The sequence below is a fragment of the Streptomyces lunaelactis genome, from assembly GCF_003054555.1.
GTDB classification, from domain to species: domain Bacteria; phylum Actinomycetota; class Actinomycetes; order Streptomycetales; family Streptomycetaceae; genus Streptomyces; species Streptomyces lunaelactis.
The window spans coordinates 1,057,513-1,078,682 of sequence record NZ_CP026304.1; the positions used below are offsets into that span (position 1 = coordinate 1,057,513).

The following is a 21,170-nucleotide window of genomic DNA, read 5'->3' on the forward strand; positions in this document are numbered from 1 at the left end:
CCCCTGATCTTGCTGATGGCGATCCCGCCAGCCGCTGCCGCCACCGTGCTGCTCGCATGTGCCGCGAATCCGCGCATTGGAGACGCCTACAGGCTCCGCTTGCTCGCCAAAGGCGACGACCCGGCTGACGCCCCGACGATCCGGATCCCCAACCGGGACATCCATGGGCATCTCCTGGATAGGCTCTTCGCCCACAAGTCCGCAAGCCAACGCGGACATACCCACGCGCGGCGAACCTTCCTCTACTACAACAGGCCGGCGAACGAACACCAGGAGTGCATCGACACCGACCACCCCCACTACGCGGAGCTGGCCAAGGCGACGCTCCGCACTCTCTCCGTTCCGCGCGAGGAGATCGTCGCCACGGCCCGGAGGTGCACCCACCAGGTCCTGGAGGACGTCTGGCGCGCCGGCACCACAAGCCGCGTGCTGCGGCTCACGGACCTCACCGTCCCTATCGCCTCCCGTCTCATGTTCGAACTGGTCTTCAGGGCTGCGCCATCGCAGGAACAGATCGCGCTGATCGGTCGTTCCGCCAGCGATACCACGAAGAACTTCAAGGGAATTCGGCACTCAAAAAACATCTCCACCAAGCTGGAGCTCCTCGGCCTTTTGCAGGCCAAGGTGACCGAGTACGGCGGGTGCCCCGGCATCTTCGGTCACGAGAGCGCGCTCGACACGAACTCCAGGGCGAAACACCTGCAGGGTGTGTTCTTCAGCAAGGGCGTTAACCAGCTCTCCGAATTCGCCTGCCATACCGTGCTCGCGGCATCCCGGCATCCACACGTCGTCGAGCGGGTCATCGAGCGCGACGCCCGCTACCTCGACCACGTCCTCTCGGAAACACTGCGGCTCTACCCCCAGCACGCCACGATCCAGCGACTCGTGGTCGACGACGTCCCCTTGAGCCCGACGGTGACGATCCCGCGCGGGACTCAGCTCCTGGTGGACATCAGCCGGCACCAGCGAATGGGCCACACGGAACCAGACGCGTTCATTCCGGAGAGATGGGAACACCACAGCCGCGCCGACAGCGGATTCGTGGTCTTCGGCAAGGGGCAACGGAAGTGTCCTGCCGAGCGGTTCTCTCGGACAGCGGGAGCTGTGATCGTGCAAGAACTGCTGAGCTCGTTCGCAGTACACGCTCCCATCCGCCACACCCGGGCGCTGGAGGGAGGCGGCCTCTGCTGCCTGGTGCCCCTCGGCTCGGCCGGAACTCCCGGGATTGGGTTCAAGAAGATGCTCGTGTGGACACGCGACCACGCGGAGCGCCTTGCCTTCGGCGCGGCACAGTTGATGTGCTTTTCCCTGGCAGCCCGAGCAGTGCGGCGCCTGCCACGCGGCACCGACAGCAACAACTTCCCCAACCGCACATGATCTCGCCGGCGAGATAGGTGACGGCTCCGGCGGTATGCCATACGGCCGGGCAGAAGTTGTCCGAACGGAGCAAGCAGGCGGTGGCGCCCATGTGTCTCGGTGGCTTCCTCCGAAAAGCAACGGAAATAGCTCCTGAGCTGCGGGGCTCATACATCCGCCACGCGTCTGTGGTGCCGGTGCTGTGATGGGCGGCTGTGGCGGGCGGCGCGTTGTCAGGGGCGGCGGCACGGGAAGAAGGCCAAGCCCACCTCCCCGGCGTCGATGGCGCGGATGACGCCCTGGTAGATGGCGGCCGTCTCCTGCGATGTCTGCTGCGTCACGCGGAGGCTTCTGTCTCACCGACCGGGGCGGGTGTGATCCGGCGTGATAGGCGCGGACCGAGGGCTGGGCAGGGGTGGTCCTTGAAGGGTGTAGGCCGCTGGGTCGAAGCGGCTGAGGCTGCGGATGAGCCGACCCGTGGACCAAGGCCAGGAGAAGGTGTTCCGCCCGGTGGGGCTGAGGTAGTAGCTGGAGCAGTGGCCAGCGTCGTACACGGTGGTGCGCAGCGCGTCCTGTAACGCGGTGTTGTACGCAGCCTGGACCGCCGGTTTCACGTCCACGGCGGTGTAGCCGCCCTGGCGTCGGTGTGTCAGGGCGGCGCACAGGTAGGTGAGCTGGGCTTCGAGGACGGTGATGGCGGAGGTGGAGCCGCTGAGGATGTTGGGACCCAGGAGGAGGAAAAGATTGGGGAAGCCGCTGACGGTGGTGCCGAGGTAGGCTGCGGGCCCCTCTGCCCAGGTCTCCTGCAGGGTCAGGCCGCCCGTGCCGTGCACGCGTCGTGCCAGCGGCAGCTCGCCGATGTGGAAGCCCGTGGCCAGGACCACTACGTCGGCCTCGGCCTGGGCGCCGTCGGCGCCGATGAGGCGATTTCCCCGAGCGGCGGACACAGCGGTGGGGTGAAGGTGGACGTGGGGCTTGGCCAGCGCTGGATAGTAGGTGCTCGAGGTCAGCAGGCGCTTGCAGCCCAGTGTGTAGTGCGGCGTGAGCGCCTGTCGCAGGCGCCGGTCACGGACCGCGAGGTGCAAGTGAGCGCGGGCCGCTGCCTGCAGGGGGCGGACGAGCCGTGGGTGGCGGAAGACGTAACCGAAGCCCTCCTGCATCCTGAACTGGGCACTCCGCATGACTCGTTGGGCGCCCGGCAAGTGGCGCAGACACCAGCCGAGGGCCCGAGGGACCGGGAAGTCGGGTTTGGGCAGGATCCATTGGGCGGTGCGCTGGAAGACGTGCACCGCTGCCGCCTGTTCCTGGATGGCCGGGACGACCTGCACGGCCGAAGCCCCGCTCCCCACCACGGCCACGCGCCGGCCGGCCAGGTCCACGGTGTGGTCCCACTGCGCGGTGTGGAAAACCGGACCGGGAAATTCGGCCAGCCCCGGCACCTCAGGACGCCGTGGCCGGTGCCAAGGGCCCGTGGCCATGACCAGCACCTCGCTGCTGTAGTCACCGTCGGTCGTTTCCAACCGCCAACGTCCCGCGGACCGATCCCACCAGGCCCGCAACACACGGACATCGCAGCGCAGCGCTTCGTCTACGCCGTACTGCTCCGCAGTCGTCCGGAGATAGTCGTGGATCTCCCGTTGCCCTGCGAAGAGTCTGCTCCATCCGGGGTTGGGGCTGAAGGAGTAGGAGTAGAGCGAGGACGGCACATCGCACGCGCAGCCCGGATAGGTGTTCTCCCGCCAGGTACCCCCGAGCTGCGGAGCCTTCTCCAGCACCAGGAGGTCACCGAATCCCTCCTGGCGCAGCCGGATGGCGGCACCGATGCCGGAGAAGCCCGCACCGACCACGATGACATGGGCCTCCTTGCCTCCCGACGCACCGCGTGACAGATCGTGCTGCAAGCGCCGACTCCTCTCCGAGACGGAGAGCAATAGCTCCCCTGTCAGCAGCAACGGGAGGGGGAGCGGGAAGACACGGTCATCCAGCCTCTGCTGCTCGATCGACACCGCCCTCCAGTGGAGATGTCCGCCGGGTTGCACCACCGGTTGCGCCAACTGTTGCGCGAGCCGAATTGCGCCCTGGAGTTCGCGCGGGTCTACATCAAGCGGCATGGTACTGAAAGGGCCTGAAAGATACTCCACTGCAGGTCAGAGGCCAAGAAATGCGCGTTTCCGCAGGTCAGGCGGGTTCAGTAGATGGAATCAAGAAGATCTCCTCGTGGGCCGCCATTCTGTTTGCACCCACGCTCGTGGGAACCATTTGCTCATGGCGACGGGCAGCAACGAGGACGCGGCGTACGGCCGGTCGTTGACGTACTGCGCGAGCGCCGAATCGGGCGCGCCGCCGCGGCCCTTGCCCTTGCCGCGCCGCACCAGCGCCACCGGATCCACCTCCAGCAGCAGGGCGGCCGTGCAGCGCTCGGCGGATGCCTCGGGGTAGAAGACATGCGCCGTGCCGTGCAAGGTGGAGAACGCCTGCGCCTTGTCGGGGTGCTTGTGCAGCAGAAAGCCGAGGTCGGTGGCGGGACGTTCTGGAGTACCGCTCGTACTGATCGTCAGGAAATCCGACGCACCTCTTGATCTTTGCTTGCACGGGGTTGAAACGACTGTGACCTGCTAGGACGGTTTCAGAGGCTATAGGAGGCAGTCGGAGCCAACCACCGGGTTTCGACCCCGATTCGACCCGGTCCGCTCGGAGGCAATCAGAGGCAACACCCTTGCTGTCTGCCTTCAGGAAAGCACTCAGCTGCAGGAGCACATCTACCTTGTCGCGGAGGTACAGGTAGAACCCCGAGCGGGAGATGCCCCCTACAGCAGAGCGGAGTTGCTTCGAGGCCCTCAGGCGACTCAGCGCGTCGCGCAGGTGGAGGTCAGGTCGGGCACCCGGCCGCTGGCCGTGGCCGCGGTCGCCCACCGATGGGGTTTCCTCAGCCCCGCCCATTTCAGCCGTGTGTTCCGGGCCGCTTACGGATTGTCCCCGCGCGCCTGGCGGGCCCTGTCAGAGGGCGCCGACGGAGCCGCGCCAGGCCCGGCAAAGGGGCAGTGAGCGCGCTCGGCCAGCCGGCCGGCCGGCCGGTGAATGCCCGCCGCTCCGATGCACCGTGCAGTAGTGATCCCGTCCCGGCAGAACAGCCGAGGACCGCAGTTCGCTCTCAGTCAAAAGCCGTGACGCAGGCAGTCAAGTTCCCCGGTGTCGCCGCCCTACCGTCGAGCCGGAAGGAAGAAACGTCCGACTCATTGGCGAGGCGCGGCCTCATGTACGCAAACAGCATTGACCTTGGCACCAGTTGCTCTGGTGCGTGTGTTGCCGTGGACCAGGTGTGGGCCGCCCCCGCCCGCCGGGGTGAGGGGCGGCCCCCGGGCGTGCTGTCCGACTTGCGTGCTGCGAGGCAGGACACCAGATGGCTGCTGCCGCACCGCCCCGAGGCCGCAGGGCGTGCCCGCCGGATCACCAGCGCGTTCCTCAAAGACTGGCACGACGGTGAAACCGAATCCGTGCTGCTTGTGGTCTCCGAGCTGGTACCGAATCCGTGCTGCTTGTGGTCTCCGAGCTGGTGGCGAACGCGGTGCTGTATGCCCGTCCGCCGCTGCTCCTGCACCTGGTGCGTGATCGCATCGGCTCCTGGGTGTGGGTGGGAGTCACGGACGGCGGCCCCACCGGAGAGAGCGCCGGGACTGCCCCACGGGAGGACGATGAGCACGGGCGCGGCCTGGTCATAGTCGATGCCCTCGCACCGGCCCATGGAACCCGCAACCACGCAAGCGGCCGCGTGACCCACTGGGCGAACTGGTCCGTCGGCCCGGCGGTTAGGCTGTGCATGTGCCCCGACCTGCCAATCCCCTCGTCCGCGAGAGTCTCCTCGACGCAGGAATGACCCTTTTCCATGCTCGCGGCTTCAACGCGGTGGGCATCAAGGAGATCACGGACACCGCCGGCGTCCCGAAAGGGTCGTTCTACAGCTACTACAGCAGCAAGAACGTCTTCGCGGCCGCGGTCCTCGACCGCTTCTGGACCGGAATCGTCCGTCATCACGGCCCGATCCTCACCGACCCGTCCACCCCGCCGGTGCGCCGCCTCGTCGCATTCTTCGAGGCCTTGACCCGGGACAATGCCGAGCGGGGGTTCGCGCTCGGGTGTCTCCTCGGCAATCTCGCTCTCGAACTCTCCGACGACAACGGGGAAGCACGGCTCCGGCTGGCGAACATCATGGAGCAGTGGTCGGATCTCATCGCTGCCTGTCTGGCGCAAGCGGGGAACACCGCTGATGACGGCGTCGCGACAACTGAGACAACAGACCTGGCATCGATGATCATCGAGAGCTGGGAGGGAGCTGTCATGCGCGGCCGGGTTGACCAGAGCCGTGCCCCGTACGACCGGTTCCTCACCGTATCGCTGCCGCGACTGCTGGACGCAGTCGGGGTATCCGTCTGAACCCCAAAGCGCACACCTTGCACTGCCTCACTGTGATGTATGCCCTTCGATTCATTCATAGGCGACTGGTCGCGTATTATTGGGGAGTCTCTTCCGCCTCTCGGAGTCGCTTCCGTCTCCCGAACTCACGCCAACCACGAGTCCGACACATGACGTCCGCCCAGACCGGCCTCAACGCCGAACCTCGATGCGCCGGCGGGCGGGGACGGCAACACGCCGCTGGTGCGTGACCACCCGTTGCGGCAACAGCTCCCGTGTGACCCTCTCCTACCAACACCACAAGACCGCCACCGCACGAGGGGAGACTGCGGCCGCCTTGGACGATTAAGCAAGTTCTCCAGACGCTTGATCATGGCCCATCCCGCCGGCGGACCGTAGCGTCGCAGCCAGCCGTACCTACGGCCGCAGCGAAGTCATCCACGGCCAGAAACGAATCAGTGGAAGGCACATCATGCGGTACGAGCAGGCAGGGCTTTTCGTTCTCCCGGATCGCGGTGGGAACACTGACGTTCCACGGCGCGGGGACACCGGCGCGGAGTCGGATGCGGAACGTCCGTGCTCCTCGGGGAGCAGGGCAGCAGGGCGGCGATGGCCTTGCTCCCCGTCTGACCAGGGGAGAGTTTGAGTGCCGGAACAAATGCGCTTCGCTGTTCTGGGGCCTGTCCGTAGCTGGTGCGGGCCGGACGAGGTGGACCTCGGGCCTCCGAAGCAGCGTGCGGTCCTTGCCGTATTGCTGCTCGGCGAAGGCGCACAAGTCCCGGTCGACGCGCTGGTCGACGCCGTCTGGGGGACCGGATCGCCGGGCTCCGCGGTGAGTTCGCTGCGCACCTACGTCCATCGGCTGCGTCGGCTGCTCGGCCCTCTGGCGATCCTTTCCGTGCGGGACGGTTACCAGATGCATACGTCGCCCGAATCGCTCGATCTGGCTGCCTTCCGGGACCTCGTCGCCCGGGGGGACCGGGCCCGACGCGACAACGATGCCAAGACCGCCGCCCGGTACCTGAACGACGCCCTCGCTCACTGGCAGGGGACAGCGCTGGCCGGAATCCGCGGCGAGTACGCCCAAGCCCAGCGCAAACGGCTTGACCGACTGCGGCTGTCCGCCCTGGAGGCGAGCCTCGCGGTCCGGCTCGAGCTGGGCGAACACGCTGATGCCGCAAGGGAGTTGGCGGCCCTGGTGGCCGAGCACCCGCTGGACGAACGGTTCCGGGAGATGCTGATGCTCGCCCTGTACCGGTCGGGACGCCAGGCGGAGGCGCTCGTGACGTACAAAGAGGCCCGCGCGGTTCTCGCCGATGAGCTGGGTGTCGATCCGGGACCTGAACTCCGGCACATGTTCGAGCGCATCCTGCGGGCGGACGCCGGACTGATCGCCCCGCCCACGCCCGCGCCGGCACCCGACCAGCCGACGCCGGCACAGCTCCCCGCCGAGCTGCCGGCCTTTGTCGGGCGTGCGGCGCAACTCGCACAGTTGGACCTGCTGCTTCCCGGCAACGGCGAGGTGCCCACGACCATCGTCGTCAGCGCCATCGCCGGCATGGCCGGAGTCGGCAAGAGCACCTTCGCCGTGCACTGGGCCCACCATGTCAGCTCCCGTTTCCCCGACGGTCAGCTCTACATCGACCTGAGGGGCTTCGATCCGGCCGGACTGCCGGTCTCCCCGGACCGGGCGCTGCGCACGCTTCTTGAGTCACTTGGGGCCGATCCGCAGAGCCTGCCGCAGGACGCCGACGCGCTGGTGGCCTGCTACCGCACACGGCTCGCCGGGCGGCGTGTGCTGCTCCTGCTGGACAACGCCAGCGACGCTCAGCAAGTGCGCCCGCTGCTGCCGGCGAGCCCCGGCTGCCTGGTGATCGTCACCAGCAGGAACCGGCTGTCCGGCCTGATCGCCACAGACGGGGCCTGCCCCGTCCACCTCGACGTGCTCTCTGTGGCGGAGGCGCGCGACTTCCTCGTACGCAGGCTGGGCGCCGACCGGGTGGCCGCCGAGCCGACGGCCGTCGACGAGATCATCGAACTCTGCGCCCGGCTGCCACTGGCCCTGTCCATCGCGGCTGCGCGGGCGCTGACCTGCTCGGGCTTCCCTCTTGCGAGCCTCGCCGGCGAACTGGCCGACGGTCAAAACCGCCTGGACGCCTTCAACATGCCCGACACGGCGACCGACGTACGCGCCGTCTTCTCGTGGTCGTACCACGCCCTCACCCCCGCCGCCGCACGCCTGTTCCGGCTGATCGCCCTGCATCCGGGCCCGGACACCTCGTTGGCCGCCGCCGCAAGCCTCGCAGGCCTCACCGTCGCGCACACCCACCAATTGCTGACCGAACTGACTCACGCCCACCTCGTGGACGAACCCGTGCCCGGCCGGTATGCCGCCCACGACCTGCTGCGCACCTACGCCGGTGAACTGGCTCGTGCCTCCGACACGCCGGAGGAGCACCACACCGCCCGGGTCCGCGTCCTCGACCACTATCTGCACAGTGCCCACCGCGCAGGGCGGGCGTACTCTCCCGACCGGCCCGCGATCGTGCTGTCTGCCCCCTCCCGGGGCGTCCGGGTCGAGGAATTCGCCCCGGAGCCTGGGCACTCCGGCCCGGCCGCGGCCTGGTTCGACGCCGAACGGGCGGTGCTGATGGCGGCCATCAGAACGGCGGCCGCTCATGGGCTCGACACGCACACCTGGCAACTCGCCTGGGCCGTCGGACACTACCTGGACCGCAAGGGGCTGTGGCACGACCTCGAAGCAACACAGAACATCGCGATGGAGGCGGCAGAGCGTCTCGGCGACCCCCGCGCCCAGGCACACGTCCACCAGGGACTGGCGCGGGCCGCGACCGATCTGGGCCGGGTCGAAGAGGCACGGAACCGCATGGAGCGGGCGGTGGAGCTGTTCACCGCTGCCGGCGACGTCACCGCCTGCGCCGAGAGCATCCGGGTGCTGAGCCGGGCGGCCGAACGGCAGGGCGACCTGGAAGCAGCGCTCTCCCACGCCCAACAGGCTCTCGCTCTGCACCGGGCTGCCGGCCACAGCGCTCGCACCGCCGCGGCACTCAACGCCGTCGGCTGGTGCCACACCCTCCTCGGGCAGCACCAGCAGGCGCTCGACCACTGCCAGGAAGCCCTGACGATCAAGGAGCTGCCCGACCGCCCCTACCTCAAGGCGGACGTCTGGGACAGCATCGGCCTCGCCCAGCACCATCTGGGCCGGTACACCGAGGCCGTCGCCAGCTACGAACAGGCCCTCGTCCTCTTCCGTGAAGTCGGCGTCGCCTACGCCGAAGCGGACACGCTGAGCCGTCTCGGGGACACCCACCACGTGGTGGGCCGCGTGGCCTCGGCGCGTGAGGCATGGGCCGAGGCCCTCGTCATCCTGGAACGGCTCGGCCATACGGACGCGGAGGTCGTCCGTGCGAAGCTCACGGGGCTCACAGAGAACCGACCCTGTAACTGACCCACTCGGTCAGATTCCCCCTGCACCCCGACGAAGCGCAGGTGCGGTCGCCGGGACGATCCGGCTGACCGCAACCGTCGTGCTGACAAGCGGCTTGCCGACCCCGCCCGCCATCGCCGCAGAGGCGGCCTGCATTCCAGCCGGCGCCAACGCCTCTGTCCAGGAAGCGTTGGTCGGCCCCGGAGCGGTCGCAGTGACCTGTGCGCCGGATCGGTCTTCGACCTTTACTCGATCCCAGCGGCCGTGCGTCAAGTGGCGTCATCGGTATCGACTCCACCAACACGCGCGGGTGCTCGGCCATGCCAAGCAGGGCACCGAGTACGCTGCTTGGCGTCCGCACCCCGCTCGCGCGGTCGGCCGCGATCTGCACGCCGACTGCCCCGGCCGGTCATCGCCGCGATCCGCTACGGCGGGTAGGTCCGCCGGCTCCGGGGGCGCCGAACGGTTTGTCTCCGAAGCCCTGGCCACCGCCGTTGAGGCCGGCTGCACCGGGCCGCGTCCCGTGCGCAGACTCATCCTGGACAGGACCATCGGGGAGGCGGGCCAGGGCATTGCTCCGGTCGAGGTGTGCGACCGCAGCGCCGCGCGCAACGGCGTATACGTCCTGTTCTATGTCCGCCGCGAAACGCAATCGCCGGTTGCAATGCATGTGCAGCAACGCCTTGAGGATCTCGGCGGGCAGGATCCAGTTCTCCCGCTCTGCCGCCCGGCGCACCGTGGCAGCGTACGCGGCCAGGCCGGCGTGCCATTCGGCGTCCTCGGCCTTCTGGGCCGGCCCGTCGACGGGGATCAGCGCCAGTGCTTCGCGGCGCCTGCGGGCGAAGACCCGGTGCCGGGTCTCGTCCTTCTCGTAGTGATTGATCAACCATTGCTCCCAGGCCACCGCTCCAGCCCCCTGGAATCCGCGGATCAGACGGACTACGTCGGCGGCCACGGGCAGCGGGTCGGTGTCGTCATCGAGGCGGCGCAGGGCCAGTCGGCTGTCCGCGCAGAAGAATCGCTCCGCGGCCTCAATGGCGGCCTTGCCCCCGTACCGCTCGACCTCCGGGCGGTACACGTGCAGGGACAGGTCGTCGCTGAGCCCGGCGGCCGAGAGGTCCCGGGCCCAGTCCCGAAGGCTCGGCAGCACGTGCCGGGCGACAGCGGACGGGTCTCCGTGCAGCCGGAGCCGTAGGTGCGGCCGGCCGGTTGACGCGTCGGCGTAGCGGACGAAGAACCAGCGGTCCACGTGCTCAGCCTGGCTGCGCAGCCACGGCTCCAGGTGGGTCGCGAGGATCAGCCTCTGGCTTTCGGCCGACGAGGGGATCCGGGCGGACAGCCATTCCCCGCCGGGCGGGTGCGGTGCGGACAAGGGGCCGCGGGTCGGGGCCGGGGCAACTGGCTCGCGCACGATGGGGGATCTCGCAAAGAGTGGTACGACGATTTCCGCGTCGTATGTGCCGTCCGGTCCGCGCAGCCATCCCAACGGCGGTTCGTGGGACAGGTCCTCGTGCAGCACGCACTCCCGGTCCGACAGGACCTGATGGCACAGCAGCTCCCTGTGACGGGGCAGCCGGAGATCCAGAGCCAGCCGCTGGTCCGCGCTGGCCAGATGGATGCGGTCGGGCATCCGCCACCGTTCGCGCCACGCCGCCAGGCGTTCCGCGGCTTCTCCGTCGGCAAGGTCGGCAAGGCGCAGTCGCCAAGTGGCGGGCATCAGTATGGTCCGGCCGTAGCGCACGGCGGGGAGGAAGGGGCAGCTGTTCAAGTGGCCCCAGTCCCAAGCCCCCAGCTGGGTCGTTCCCATGAGAGGGACCTCGAGGAGGAAGCGTGCCACGTTGGGGGCGAGCCGACTGCTGAGCATGTGCGGGGCGAACGGGCTGATCTCCCGTCCGGAGGAGGTGTCAACGACGTGGAACCGCTGGGTGTCGGCGTAGACGCAGACGTGTGCGAGATCGACAGCGCCCGGTGACGTGGGATCGGCGTAGATCCCCACGGCGACGTGGTGGGCGGCAATGTCCGTTGCTCCGGTGACATTCTGTACCCTGCGGTCGCGGGTTGCGTAGTCCACCCGCACCGGCAGCGGAGTGTCGGGGCCTGCGCCCCATGTGCGCCGGGCGAACGCGGCGAGGTGCTCCTCGGCACCGAGGAGTTGGGAAAACCGCCCCCATGCCGTGCCGGCCAGTCGGGAGACCTGGAACGGCGGGACCATCAGGAGGAAGCGGCCTGCGGCCAGTTCTCCAGGCGAGTCGGCAAGGACCGAGACGAACAGCTCGGCGGATGGCGGCGGATACCCGCGCCCGGATTCCAGCGAACGGATGGTGGACTCGTCGAGCTCGACGCTCGTCCGCCCGGCGGTCAATGCGCCTGCGTACAGCGCGTTGAGGTCGCTCGCACGGTCCGGATCCACCAGGGGCGGGAGAGGTCTGCGGTGACCGGTCGGCAACTCGTAACCGGCTGGAGGGCCGAGTCCGGTGTCGGGGTCGAGCAGGCTGCTCACCGGCACCAACTCCCCCAGCCCGTAGTGCTCCAGGAACTCCCGGTGGTACGCCGTCAGCGCACGCTGTCCGTCGCTTTCGGGCACGGACACCCGCCACAACACCGAGGCCGCGGAGGCAGCCTCCCGGGCAACCTCCGCCTGCAGGCGAACGTCGGCCTCGAGTGCCAGATCAACCTGCACGCACGCCGACGAGCCGGCGGCCCGGTACAGCTCGGCCAGAGCCGGTGCGCCCCTGCCGACGTCACAGGAAGCGTAATGCCGCAGCCTCGCTGCGTAATTCCGCAACCCGGTGTGCCCCGGCGCGGCGCGCGCGGCGTGGCCCAGAGGATCAGGCTCGGCGGGCGACGGCAGGCTGTCGGTGACGAGGAATTCAAGCGCGATCAGGCGGGTCAGCAGCCTGGCGGCCTGCTCCGGCGCGAGGCCGGGGCAATCCGCGGTGACCGCGGTGACCAAGTCCCCGAAAGCCACGGGCCGCCGTGCCTGCCGCAACACGGCTTCGACGGGCGGGGTCCTGCGAACGCTGCGCCGGGCAGGCTTCGGCGAGCGCATCGCGAGGGGCAGGAGGAGCTGGTCGCCTTGTATCCGGCAGGTGTTGTTGACAACGACGCGCAGGGCCGCCGGGGGGTCGGCGATGTCCCGCGCGTCAAGGAGTGTGCCAAGCCAAGCCCGGTCCGGCTGGACGAGCTTGGTGCGCCGACCGGTCAGCCGGGCGCTGGGCCTGTCGCCGAAGGAACCCACAGCCACTCCCGCGAGCAGGCCGAAAGGCGTGGCCCTGCGGGACATCCGCAGGTGGTAGCGGAGCAGCGACCGGGTCAGTCGCTGTCCCGCCGGGACTGGCGGCCGGCTCCCGGCGAGAGTGTCCTGCACGGCACGCGCCAGCGAGGGGCTGGACACCAGCAGCGCCTCGGCGGCCAGTGGGTCCCGGGCCAGCGCCATGACCGTGTCGGTGTCGGTCTGCTCCCCGCCGGCAGCTTCGTTCGGCAGGACGGGAACGCGAAGGAGAAAGACGTCGCCGCTCTCGAAGACGGGGAGCGCGTCGTCAGACATGGGGCCTCCAGCTGATGCGTCGGGGTGGTGAGACCCGGATCCCGCGCACTGGTCGCGCAGAACCGGCAGACGCAGTCACGGGAGCTCGTAACAAACACACTCGAGGCCGAAAGCGGGCGAATGCGGTCCCGGTAGGGGTAACAGCTCACCTCGTGACCGTGGCCGACTGAGGGGGTCGCGGAACTCCCGCTGCGTAGAGGGGCAGCGGGCTAGAGGAACATGGCGATCGGATTGAGTTCCGTTTCCGGCACCCTCGACTCTGTCCAGCCGAGGGCAACGGGAACGTCGTACAGCCTGCCGGGCGCGTACTGCGGCCAGAAGCTGCGCAGGCCTGGGACTATGACCTTGACTACCGGCAGGCAGATGTCCGGCCGTGTCTGGTCCAGCACCAGCATCTCCATGTCGTTCTCCTCGACAATCCGCTGGGCCTCCCGAACGCCGGACAGCAGGTCGGGGCCCACAGGTGTCTGACGGGCCTGTCTGGTGAAGAGGCCGGAAGTGCCGCGTGGCGCGAGGTACGGCTGGCTCTCCAGCGTCGCGGTCCGCCACCACTCGGTGTCCGGGCCGCCCTCGGCGCGGTCCGGGGCGGAGCGAAACTCCAGGAGGCCGGCCAGGAATTGGTTCATCTCCGTCAGGGCCCGGGTGACCGCCACGGCCGGGTCGAAGTGCGCGCCGAAGCCGAAGAGAATGTCCTCGGTGGGGCCATCGGTCCGGCGCGACACCGCTGCCGCGACAGGGATTCCCAGGTCCGAGGTCAGATCCAGGACCCAGGTCTCGCGGCCGATGCTCGCATAGTGTTCCTGCCAGCGCTCGATATATGCGATGTCCGCCAGGTTCACGTCGATCGCCGGACGGGCCGTGCGGTTGTACCACCACATGGCGACACTGTCCCTTTCAACCAACTCGAAGAAGCCTTGGAGAATCGCGTCCTCCAGGCTGCTCCCGGCCGCATTCCCGTTGGAGTCGGCGAGGGCGACGACAGGGCCGGTCGGGGTGGGGAAGTCGTAGTACAGGTAGGCGGTCGGCACGTACTTGTGCGCCTCCTCGCTCAGCGACCAGACAGGCGTCCAGGCCATGTCCTGCGCCTCATCGAACGGGTCAGGCACCCAGGTGAAGGGAGTGCCGCGGCCGCGCCACTCCTCACGGTTGCGGAACTGGTCTTCACTGAAGTGCTGCAGGGTGTCCAGCGGCACGGCGTCGGCGCCCAGTGCGCGGGCGGAGGTCACGATGTGCGCTTCGTCGCCCTGCCAGACGCCGGAGTACCGCTCGATGGCCTCGCCGAGAGCGCTCGCCCGGGCCTGCAGGTCACTCATGCCCTTGCCGGCGCTCTCGGTGCGCAACGCGCGCTGCGCCCGGCTGAGTTCCCGGGGCCGGCCAATCGCGAAATTGTGACCGGCGGAATAGACGTGCAACAGCTCTGACGACGTCTTCATCCGGGTCAGCTCCGACACGACGCCCGTGATGGGACTGACGAGGTGTCCGTACGTGTCGAGCATGTGGTAACGGCTTCGCGACCGGTACCCGCCGTCGGCACCCGGTGCCGCAGGCACGCTGCGCAAGGCCGGCGGCAGGTGTGCCGCAGTCGCCACCAACGTTGGGTCGCCACAGTCCGGGCATTGCGGGCGCCGGGTGAGACGGTGCTTACGGGATTCCAGGGCCAAGGGGTCGAAGCTCACGATCGTCGGCGGGTCGTCGGGCAGTCCGGCCATCCACTGCGTGACCCGCAAAACCGCCAGCCGGGCAGCCAGTCCCGTGGCCGTTGTGAGCCGCACGTCACCCATCACTGGGACGTAGTCCCGATGGGTCATTCTGGCGAGCGTGGCCTGGAGCTGCCGGTGGCCTCGGGCTCGCTGCACCAGGCAGCTCCAGCACGCGGTGTGCCGGGGTTCGAGGACGGGCGAGATCCAGGCGCTCTCCCCGGTCAGTTTGGCCACGAGCCAGGAGCTACGGGTCTTCAGAGCATCCTGGTTGAACGCCAAGATGTCCGGGTGGAGGAAATCGGATGTGAGCACGACGGTGAGGCCCGGATCACCGTCGCCAAGACGCAGGCCTTGCGCCGTCGCGGCTTCCGTGAACGCATCTGTGCTCGCGCCGCCGACGGCGACCGCGCGCACACTCCGGTTTTCGATCGCCTCGCTCACGGAGTCCGGAGCCACGCCGGCAAGTTCCCAGAACCCGGCGTCGTCGCGTTCGGAATCTCCCCACCGCTCGACTACGAGCCCGGCAGTGAGCAGCCGGTCCAGGCCGCGGTCCACGACGGACCCGGGAAAAGACGCCGCGAGCGCATGCCGCAGCGCCACGCGCGTCGCGCCCTTCAGCAGCAGAGGGGCCAACTGCTCGACGAGCTTGCCACGCAGCACCGTGTTGCGCCCCTGGGAGAGCAGGTACACCCCCGCTCCCGGAATGACTTCGACGCCCACGTGCCGCGGGAAGCGCACGATGCGACCAGCCATGACACCCGACTTTCTTTCCGGTGCGATGCAGCATGCGGCTTCACAGTCGCAACTGCGAGGCCGCATGCCTTTAGCAACTATGCGTCCCCGCTGATTACCAGGTGGGGCGGCTGTATCGCTGGCTGGGGCGCACGTCGAGCTCCTCGATCGCGATCTCCTCCTCGGAGACCTCGAGGATGTTGTCTTCCTTCTCCATAGTTCACCTCCCTGTCTGTGGGCGGACACCGCGTACGCTAGCTGCGCTGTTCGCCTGGGAACAGCTCGCTCGGACATGGCAACAATCACTGGTGCCGGACTGATCCTGACAAGCAATCAGGTCGTTGTTAATAATCTTTCCAGTACGGGCATGGGTGTTTGCACCAATGGTCACGGATGCAAACACCACTGGGAGTCTGAGAGTTCGTAGCGGCGCGCCCCCATCTCTCCCGACGGAGCAGGTGCCACCGTGGATCAGCCCCTCCTCGCCACCCTCACCGGCGACATCCCTGCCGAAGCCGCCCGCCTTCGAATCCCAGGGCGACTGGGAAAGCAACGCACGCGTGATGACAACACGGCTGGTGCCACGGGTCGGCGTTGTATCCCCTCATGGGTGCATCAGCGCCTACGTGGCGGGATGGATCCGCCGAAAGTACAAACGGCCGGCGGGCCTGAAGAAGCTGCACGGCGGACGGCCGATCGCCCGGGTGGTGTCGTGAAGCCCGAACCGGGCGATGCCGTGCTCCGTCGGCACCGGCGCGCCGGCGGAGCGTCGGCCGCCTTGGACGAGCGCGCAGGTTCTCCAGACGCTTGATCATGGTCTGCCCGGCCGGCCGCCCGTAGCGTCGCAGGCAGCCGTGCGGACGGCCGCAGCGCCGTCCACGACCAGAGCACGGGTCACCGGAAGGCAGAACATGCAGTACGAGCAGTTGGGCGCCACGGGGGTTTTCGTGTCCCGGATCGCTTTGGGCACGATGACGTTCGGCGGGGCGGGCACGCCGCCGTGGAGCCTGGTAGGTGGTCTGGACGAGAAGGCCGCGGACGAGCTTGTGGGCCTGGCTCTCGATGCGGGTGTCAACCTCGTCGACACCGCCGACATGTACGCCGCGGGCGAGTGCGAGGAGATCCTCGGCCGGGTGCTGGGCTCGAGGCGCCAGGACGTACTGCTTGCCACCAAGCTCTTCGCCCGCATGGGCACCGGCCCCAACGACGTCGGTCTGTCCCGGCATTGGGTCACCCGGGCGCTGGAGGACAGCCTGCGCCGACTGCGTACCGACCATATCGACCTGTACCAGATACACAGCTTCGATCCGCTGACCCGGGTCGAGGAGACGCTGGCCGCATTGGACGACGCCGTCCGGCAGGGCAAGATCCGTTACATCGGCGCCTCCAACCTGGCCGCGTGGCAGATGATGAAGTTCCTCGGTGCCTCGCAGCACAGCTCGCTGGAGCGCTTCGTGTCCCAGCAGGTGTACTACTCGCTGGCCGGACGGGACATCGAGCGGGAGATCCTGCCCATGGCCAGGGACCAGCAGCTCGCCACGCTGGTGTGGAGCCCGCTCGCCGGCGGGTTCCTGTCCGGCAAGTTCGACCGCAACGGCACCAGCGACGACACCGCGCGCCGCGCCATTGCCGACTTCCCGCCCGTGGACCGGGAACGCGGCTGGGACATCGTGGACGCTCTGCGCGTCGTCGCCGCACGCCACGGCGTGGGTGTGGCCCGCACCGCCCTCGCCTGGGTACTCGCCCAACCCGGGATCACGAGCGTGATCGTCGGCGCGAAGCGCCCCGACCAGCTCACCGAAAACCTGGCCGCCGTCGACCTCGTACTCACCGACGAGGACCTGGCAGACCTGGACGCGGCCAGCGCGCTCCCGGTCCCCTACCCCAACTGGTGGGACCAGGGCGCCCTCGAGCACCGGCCGCCGCTGCACTCCTGACCCGACGGCGACCGCCACCGGGACACATCGGCAGTCGGCCGCACCCCGGTTGAGCACCCATCGTTCGCGCTGCGAGCACAGCCGTGGCCGGGCGAGGCGAGGTGGCCGTGCTTGCCGGAGCCGGGACAGCACGGCGTAACTGACTGAGTATCAGAAAGCAATCGTGCGTCGATCGCCGGCCAGGAGCATGCGAGACGTCTTTGGCGTCCCGACGCAGACACCGAACCGAGAGACTTTTCACGGCTGTCACACCCGTGCACCGACCCGCGGCCGTTCCAACCGTCAGCGATCACCACGTGCGGCCTGGGCCACGGCTCCAGAGCCGGCAACTGCTCACCGCACCCATCACATTCAACCGTCCAACCACCTTCCGAGGATCCTTGATGACCCTGGTACCGGCGGCGCGCTCACGCAACAGCTCATCGGCCCCCAATCTCCAAGCGCTGATCCGGGCGCGAGCCATGCACGACCCAGTGCCGGAGGTCCCTGACGTGTCGCCGTGCTTCGCACGGCGCCACCCTTCGTGACGGTAAGCCGCGCGCTGCGCGTACCCGCACACCATCTTTCGCACCACCCGCCGCACACTGCCCCAGAGGAGAAAGAGCATGAGCCGCAGCGACGTCCTGGTAGACGCCGACTGGGTCGAGGCCCACATCGAGGACCCGAAGGTCGTCATTGTCGAGGTCGACGAGGACACCTCCGCGTACGACAAGAACCACATCAAGAACGCCGTCCGGATCGACTGGAAGTCCGACCTCCAGGACCCGGTCCGCCGTGACTTCGTCGACCAGGAGGGCTTCGAGAAGCTCCTGTCCGCGAAGGGCATCGCCAACGACGACACCGTCGTCCTCTACGGCGGAAACAACAACTGGTTCGCCTCGTACGCCTACTGGTACTTCAAGCTCTACGGCCACGACAGCGTCAAGCTCCTCGACGGCGGCCGCAAGAAGTGGGAGCTGGACTCCCGCGACCTGGTCGACGGCTCCGAGGTCCCCAGCCGCCCGGCGACCGAGTACAAGGCCCAGGCCCAGGACACCTCCATCCGCGCCTTCCGCGACGAGGCCGTCGCCGCGATCGGCAAGCTGAACCTGGTCGACGTGCGCTCCCCCGCCGAGTTCAGCGGCAAGCTGCTCGCCCCGGCGCACCTCCCGCAGGAGCAGTCGCAGCGCCCGGGCCACATCCCGAGCGCCCGCAACATCCCGTGGTCCACGAACGCCAACGAGGACGGCACCTTCAAGTCGGACGACGAACTCAAGGAGCTCTACGCGGAGGAGCAGGTCGACCTGGCGAAGGACACCATCGCGTACTGCCGCATCGGTGAGCGTTCCGCGCTCACCTGGTTCGTCCTGCACGAGCTGCTCGGCGTCCAGAACGTCAAGAACTACGACGGCTCGTGGACCGAGTACGGCTCCCTCATCGGCGTGCCGATCGAGCTCGGCGCCAACGAGTAACCCCACTCCCCTCCCTCCCCGCTCACAAAGGACAGCCTCTATGTGTGGAGCAAGGGCCGGCGGCCCCGACTCCTCGACGATCAAGCACGGCGAGACGACCATCCAGGGCAGCGTGACCCGTGACGGCGAGCCCGTCACCGGCTACGTCCGCCTGCTGGACTCGACCGGCGAGTTCACCGCCGAGGTCCCGACCTCGGCGACCGGACAGTTCCACTTCCACGCGGCCGAGGGCACATGGACGGTGCGCGCACTCGTCCCGGGCGCCACGGCGGACCGCACGGTCGTCGCGCAGACCGGCGGCCTGGCCGAGGTCGCCATCGCCGTCTGACGTCCCAACGCGCCTCTCGCACCGCTCGGCGCGGGGACGCGTCACGGGCTACGAGCCGCGGCGCCGACGTGACATCAGCCGCTCCGCGACGGGCGTCCGTCAGATTCCGATAGCTCGAAGGGCCGCACCCCAGGGGGTTGGACGCTTTCCTGGAACCGGGTGCGGCCCTTCTGGTCGTCCCGGTTTCCGGTCGTACCCCGAAGGTATGTACGCGTGCCCTTCTTGCCCAGCGCAGGTCAATCGGCCGGACTGTGACGCTGCGGCCAGGGGGTGCGGCATCACCGTGGCGATCAGCCAGCAGCAGAGAACCAATGTGCCATGACGCCCGTAGTGCGCTGTGACGCTTTCAGTCCCGGAAGGGGGAGGGCCGCGGTTGCGCCACTGGCGCCCAGTCGGCTGCAAGCCATGTCCACAACACCCCGTCACCTCATCCACATCACCCCGCTGTATGCGAGCCGACTCGCCGACGCGATGGAGGCAGGGCGGTCACGTGACTTCGCCACCGCCGTGCGCGCCGCGGACCGGCTGATGAGCGACATGGCCGAGGACGTCGAAGTGACCGTGCCACAACGTCTGGAGACGGAGCAGTTCCGGGCTGATCTCGCTTACCTGACCGGAGACTTCCTGCTCGCCACGAGGCTGTGGACGGCAATTGCGCGCTCCTGGACGGAACATACCGGCCTGCATGGGCGGAGCCGAATCGCCGCCTGCAACGCGGCGGCTTGTTGGATGGAGCTCCAGGGGGTCCAGGCTGTCGGTCTCGCCCCGCAGCTCCTCGACATGCTGCGCTTCGTTGCCGCACCGGAGCGCACGGCTGCGGTGAGAGCCGCGGTCGAGCGGCGACTCGGCAGGGTGTTCGTGTCGGTCCGTGTGTCGGCGGTGTGATCGGGCTCTGTGTGTCGTGAGTTGCCGGACCGCCGAGCGGGCTGAACCAAAGACCCTGGCCGGCGCCGCGAACCAAGGCCCACCAGCATGTACTGCGGGGCAGCACAACCAGGCGGCCGTCAACGGTTTGCAACGGATTCATATCCGATGCCCTCAGTGTGCTGATCGATCGATGTCCGGCACAGCCGGACAACAATGTCGTTTCTGGTCAAGTCCCGGGGCGCCGACAGTCAAATCCGGCCACGTATCCGGCTTAGCGTCCAGCCACCCCTGATGCCACTGCTTGCCAGAGGAGACCGGAGGAGACATGTCCACAACCGGGCGCTCGGGAACCACCCCGCGCTTCCCCGCGTACAGTTCGCACTTCCCTGAGGACACGCAGGCGTTCGTGTTCGCCCAGTACGCCTGTCAGGCGGGCTCACTCGGCCAGGCCGCGAACGGCGCCGCCACGATCGCGGAACTGTTCAGCGGGGAGCACCAGCCGGAGGTGCTGGACCGCGGATGGTTCACCGACACCGTCGGCGCTCACAATGTCGTCTGGCTGGCCTACTGGTTCGACCTGGAGGCGTACGACCGGTGGCAGCGGTCCGATCGTGTCCGCTCCGCCTGGGAACAGCTGCCCTCCGACGGCCCGGTCGGCCACTGGCGCGAGGTGTGCGTCATCCCGGTCGAGCGCAACGAGACCCTGCACACCCACCAGCGTGCCGACTACGCGACCAGCGGCCTGTCCCAGCACGAGGCGGTGGAACACCTTGAGACTCAGGTGCACGACTACTGGGGTGCCGCTCGCGACCGCATCGCGGACTCGGCCGTCGACCCGTTGGAGCCCGCTCTTCCCGTCTTCGAACCGCAGACCGCCCTCGAGCGCGACACGCTGGGTCGGCGCGTCACCGTCGAGGTGCCCGGGAACGTCGCCCTGATCCGGACGGCGCAGGACTGGTCCGCCAGCACCCTGTACCGCGAGAAGTACCTGGCCGACGTCAAACCGGCCAAGGACCGCGGTGTCGACTACCTCGCCACCCACCCGGACTCCGGCTGCATCGCCGCCCGCAATCTCGACGAGGAGTCGGCCGACGGCACATGGCTCGAGCGCACCTGCACCATCGCCTGGTTCGCCTCGCTCGAGCACCTCATGACCTGGTGCCGCTCACACCGCACCCACCTGGAGATCTACGCCAGCTTCTTCCAGATGGTCGGAGGCGGAGAGGGGCCCCTCGACGTCGCGTTCTGGCACGAGGTGTCTGTCCTGCCCAGCGGCTCGGTCACCACCGAGTACGTCAACTGCCACCAGGCGACCGGCTTCCTGTCGCTGACCGCCGACCACCGCAGCACCATCACCGTCTGACCGGGACCGGCAGCGTCCGGACCAAGAACAA

General features: G+C 68.4%; 12 protein-coding genes and 3 pseudogenes. 11 read left to right on the forward strand and 4 right to left on the reverse strand.

Annotated features, from left to right (window positions below):
- Positions 1-15: 15 nt before the first annotated feature.
- On the forward strand, positions 16-1,377 hold the full coding sequence (locus tag SLUN_RS04595; protein ID WP_257153903.1) for a cytochrome P450: 1,362 nt from the start codon (positions 16-18) through the stop codon (positions 1,375-1,377).
- Positions 1,378-1,712: 335 nt separating this feature from the next.
- On the opposite strand, the gene SLUN_RS04600 is transcribed toward SLUN_RS04595, so the two are convergent.
- Positions 1,713-3,257 carry a flavin-containing monooxygenase gene (locus tag SLUN_RS04600; RefSeq protein ID WP_254709860.1) on the reverse strand — a complete coding sequence of 515 codons (1,545 nt, stop codon included), beginning with the start codon at positions 3,255-3,257 and terminating at the stop codon, positions 1,713-1,715.
- 242 nt (positions 3,258-3,499) lie between these two features.
- On the opposite strand from SLUN_RS04600, the pseudogene SLUN_RS42295 reads away from it, so the two are divergent.
- Positions 3,500-3,616: pseudogene (locus tag SLUN_RS42295) on the forward strand (transporter); the annotation flags it as partial.
- On the opposite strand, the pseudogene SLUN_RS04605 reads toward SLUN_RS42295, so the two are convergent.
- Positions 3,600-3,914: pseudogene (locus SLUN_RS04605) on the reverse strand (3' terminal RNA ribose 2'-O-methyltransferase Hen1); the annotation flags it as partial. The pseudogenes SLUN_RS42295 and SLUN_RS04605 overlap by 17 nt on opposite strands.
- A 334-nt stretch (positions 3,915-4,248) precedes the next feature.
- On the opposite strand from SLUN_RS04605, the pseudogene SLUN_RS04610 reads away from it, so the two are divergent.
- From SLUN_RS04610 to SLUN_RS04625, 4 genes and pseudogenes are all read left to right on the forward strand, one after another.
- A pseudogene (locus SLUN_RS04610) lies at positions 4,249-4,401 on the forward strand (AraC family transcriptional regulator); the annotation flags it as partial.
- Between the two features lie 484 nt (positions 4,402-4,885).
- A complete protein-coding gene (locus SLUN_RS04615; protein WP_175313180.1) occupies positions 4,886-5,230 on the forward strand; it encodes an ATP-binding protein in 345 nt (114 codons plus the stop codon).
- A complete protein-coding gene (locus tag SLUN_RS04620) occupies positions 5,227-5,787 on the forward strand; it encodes a TetR/AcrR family transcriptional regulator (protein ID WP_217505107.1) in 561 nt (186 codons plus the stop codon). The genes SLUN_RS04615 and SLUN_RS04620 overlap by 4 nt, the downstream gene beginning before the upstream one ends.
- 625 nt (positions 5,788-6,412) lie before the next feature.
- Positions 6,413-9,235 (forward strand): AfsR/SARP family transcriptional regulator, encoded by a 2,823-nt coding sequence (locus SLUN_RS04625; RefSeq protein WP_257153665.1) that lies wholly within the window; start codon positions 6,413-6,415, stop codon positions 9,233-9,235.
- Between the two features lie 388 nt (positions 9,236-9,623).
- Here the strand turns inward: SLUN_RS04625 and SLUN_RS04630 are convergent, their stop codons facing one another.
- Together SLUN_RS04630 and SLUN_RS04635 are read right to left on the reverse strand one after the other, a co-directional pair.
- On the reverse strand, positions 9,624-12,761 hold the full coding sequence (locus SLUN_RS04630; protein ID WP_108147275.1) for a lantibiotic dehydratase: 3,138 nt from the start codon (positions 12,759-12,761) through the stop codon (positions 9,624-9,626).
- 209 nt (positions 12,762-12,970) lie between these two features.
- Positions 12,971-15,151 (reverse strand): TOMM precursor leader peptide-binding protein, encoded by a 2,181-nt coding sequence (locus SLUN_RS04635; protein ID WP_159100181.1) that lies wholly within the window; start codon positions 15,149-15,151, stop codon positions 12,971-12,973.
- A gap of 953 nt (positions 15,152-16,104) precedes the next feature.
- Between SLUN_RS04635 and SLUN_RS04640 the strand changes: the two genes are divergently transcribed.
- The 5 genes from SLUN_RS04640 to SLUN_RS04660 all read left to right on the forward strand — a co-directional run bounded on the left by SLUN_RS04640 (position 16,105) and on the right by SLUN_RS04660 (position 21,139).
- The gene (locus SLUN_RS04640) at positions 16,105-17,130 is read left to right on the forward strand and encodes an aldo/keto reductase (protein WP_108147277.1); all 1,026 of its coding nucleotides are present in this window, start codon (positions 16,105-16,107) and stop codon (positions 17,128-17,130) included.
- A 605-nt stretch (positions 17,131-17,735) separates the two neighbouring features.
- Positions 17,736-18,581: a sulfurtransferase gene (locus SLUN_RS04645; protein ID WP_108147278.1), complete on the forward strand. Its 846-nt coding sequence runs from the start codon at positions 17,736-17,738 to the stop codon at positions 18,579-18,581.
- 40 nt (positions 18,582-18,621) lie between these two features.
- Entirely contained in the window at positions 18,622-18,909 is a 288-nt protein-coding gene (locus tag SLUN_RS04650) for a DUF1416 domain-containing protein (RefSeq protein ID WP_108147279.1), read from the forward strand.
- A gap of 405 nt (positions 18,910-19,314) precedes the next feature.
- Positions 19,315-19,794: a hypothetical protein gene (locus SLUN_RS04655; RefSeq protein ID WP_108147280.1), complete on the forward strand. Its 480-nt coding sequence runs from the start codon at positions 19,315-19,317 to the stop codon at positions 19,792-19,794.
- 307 nt (positions 19,795-20,101) lie between these two features.
- On the forward strand, positions 20,102-21,139 hold the full coding sequence (locus tag SLUN_RS04660; RefSeq protein ID WP_108147281.1) for a phenylacetaldoxime dehydratase family protein: 1,038 nt from the start codon (positions 20,102-20,104) through the stop codon (positions 21,137-21,139).
- The last annotated feature ends 31 nt before the right edge of the window (positions 21,140-21,170 follow it).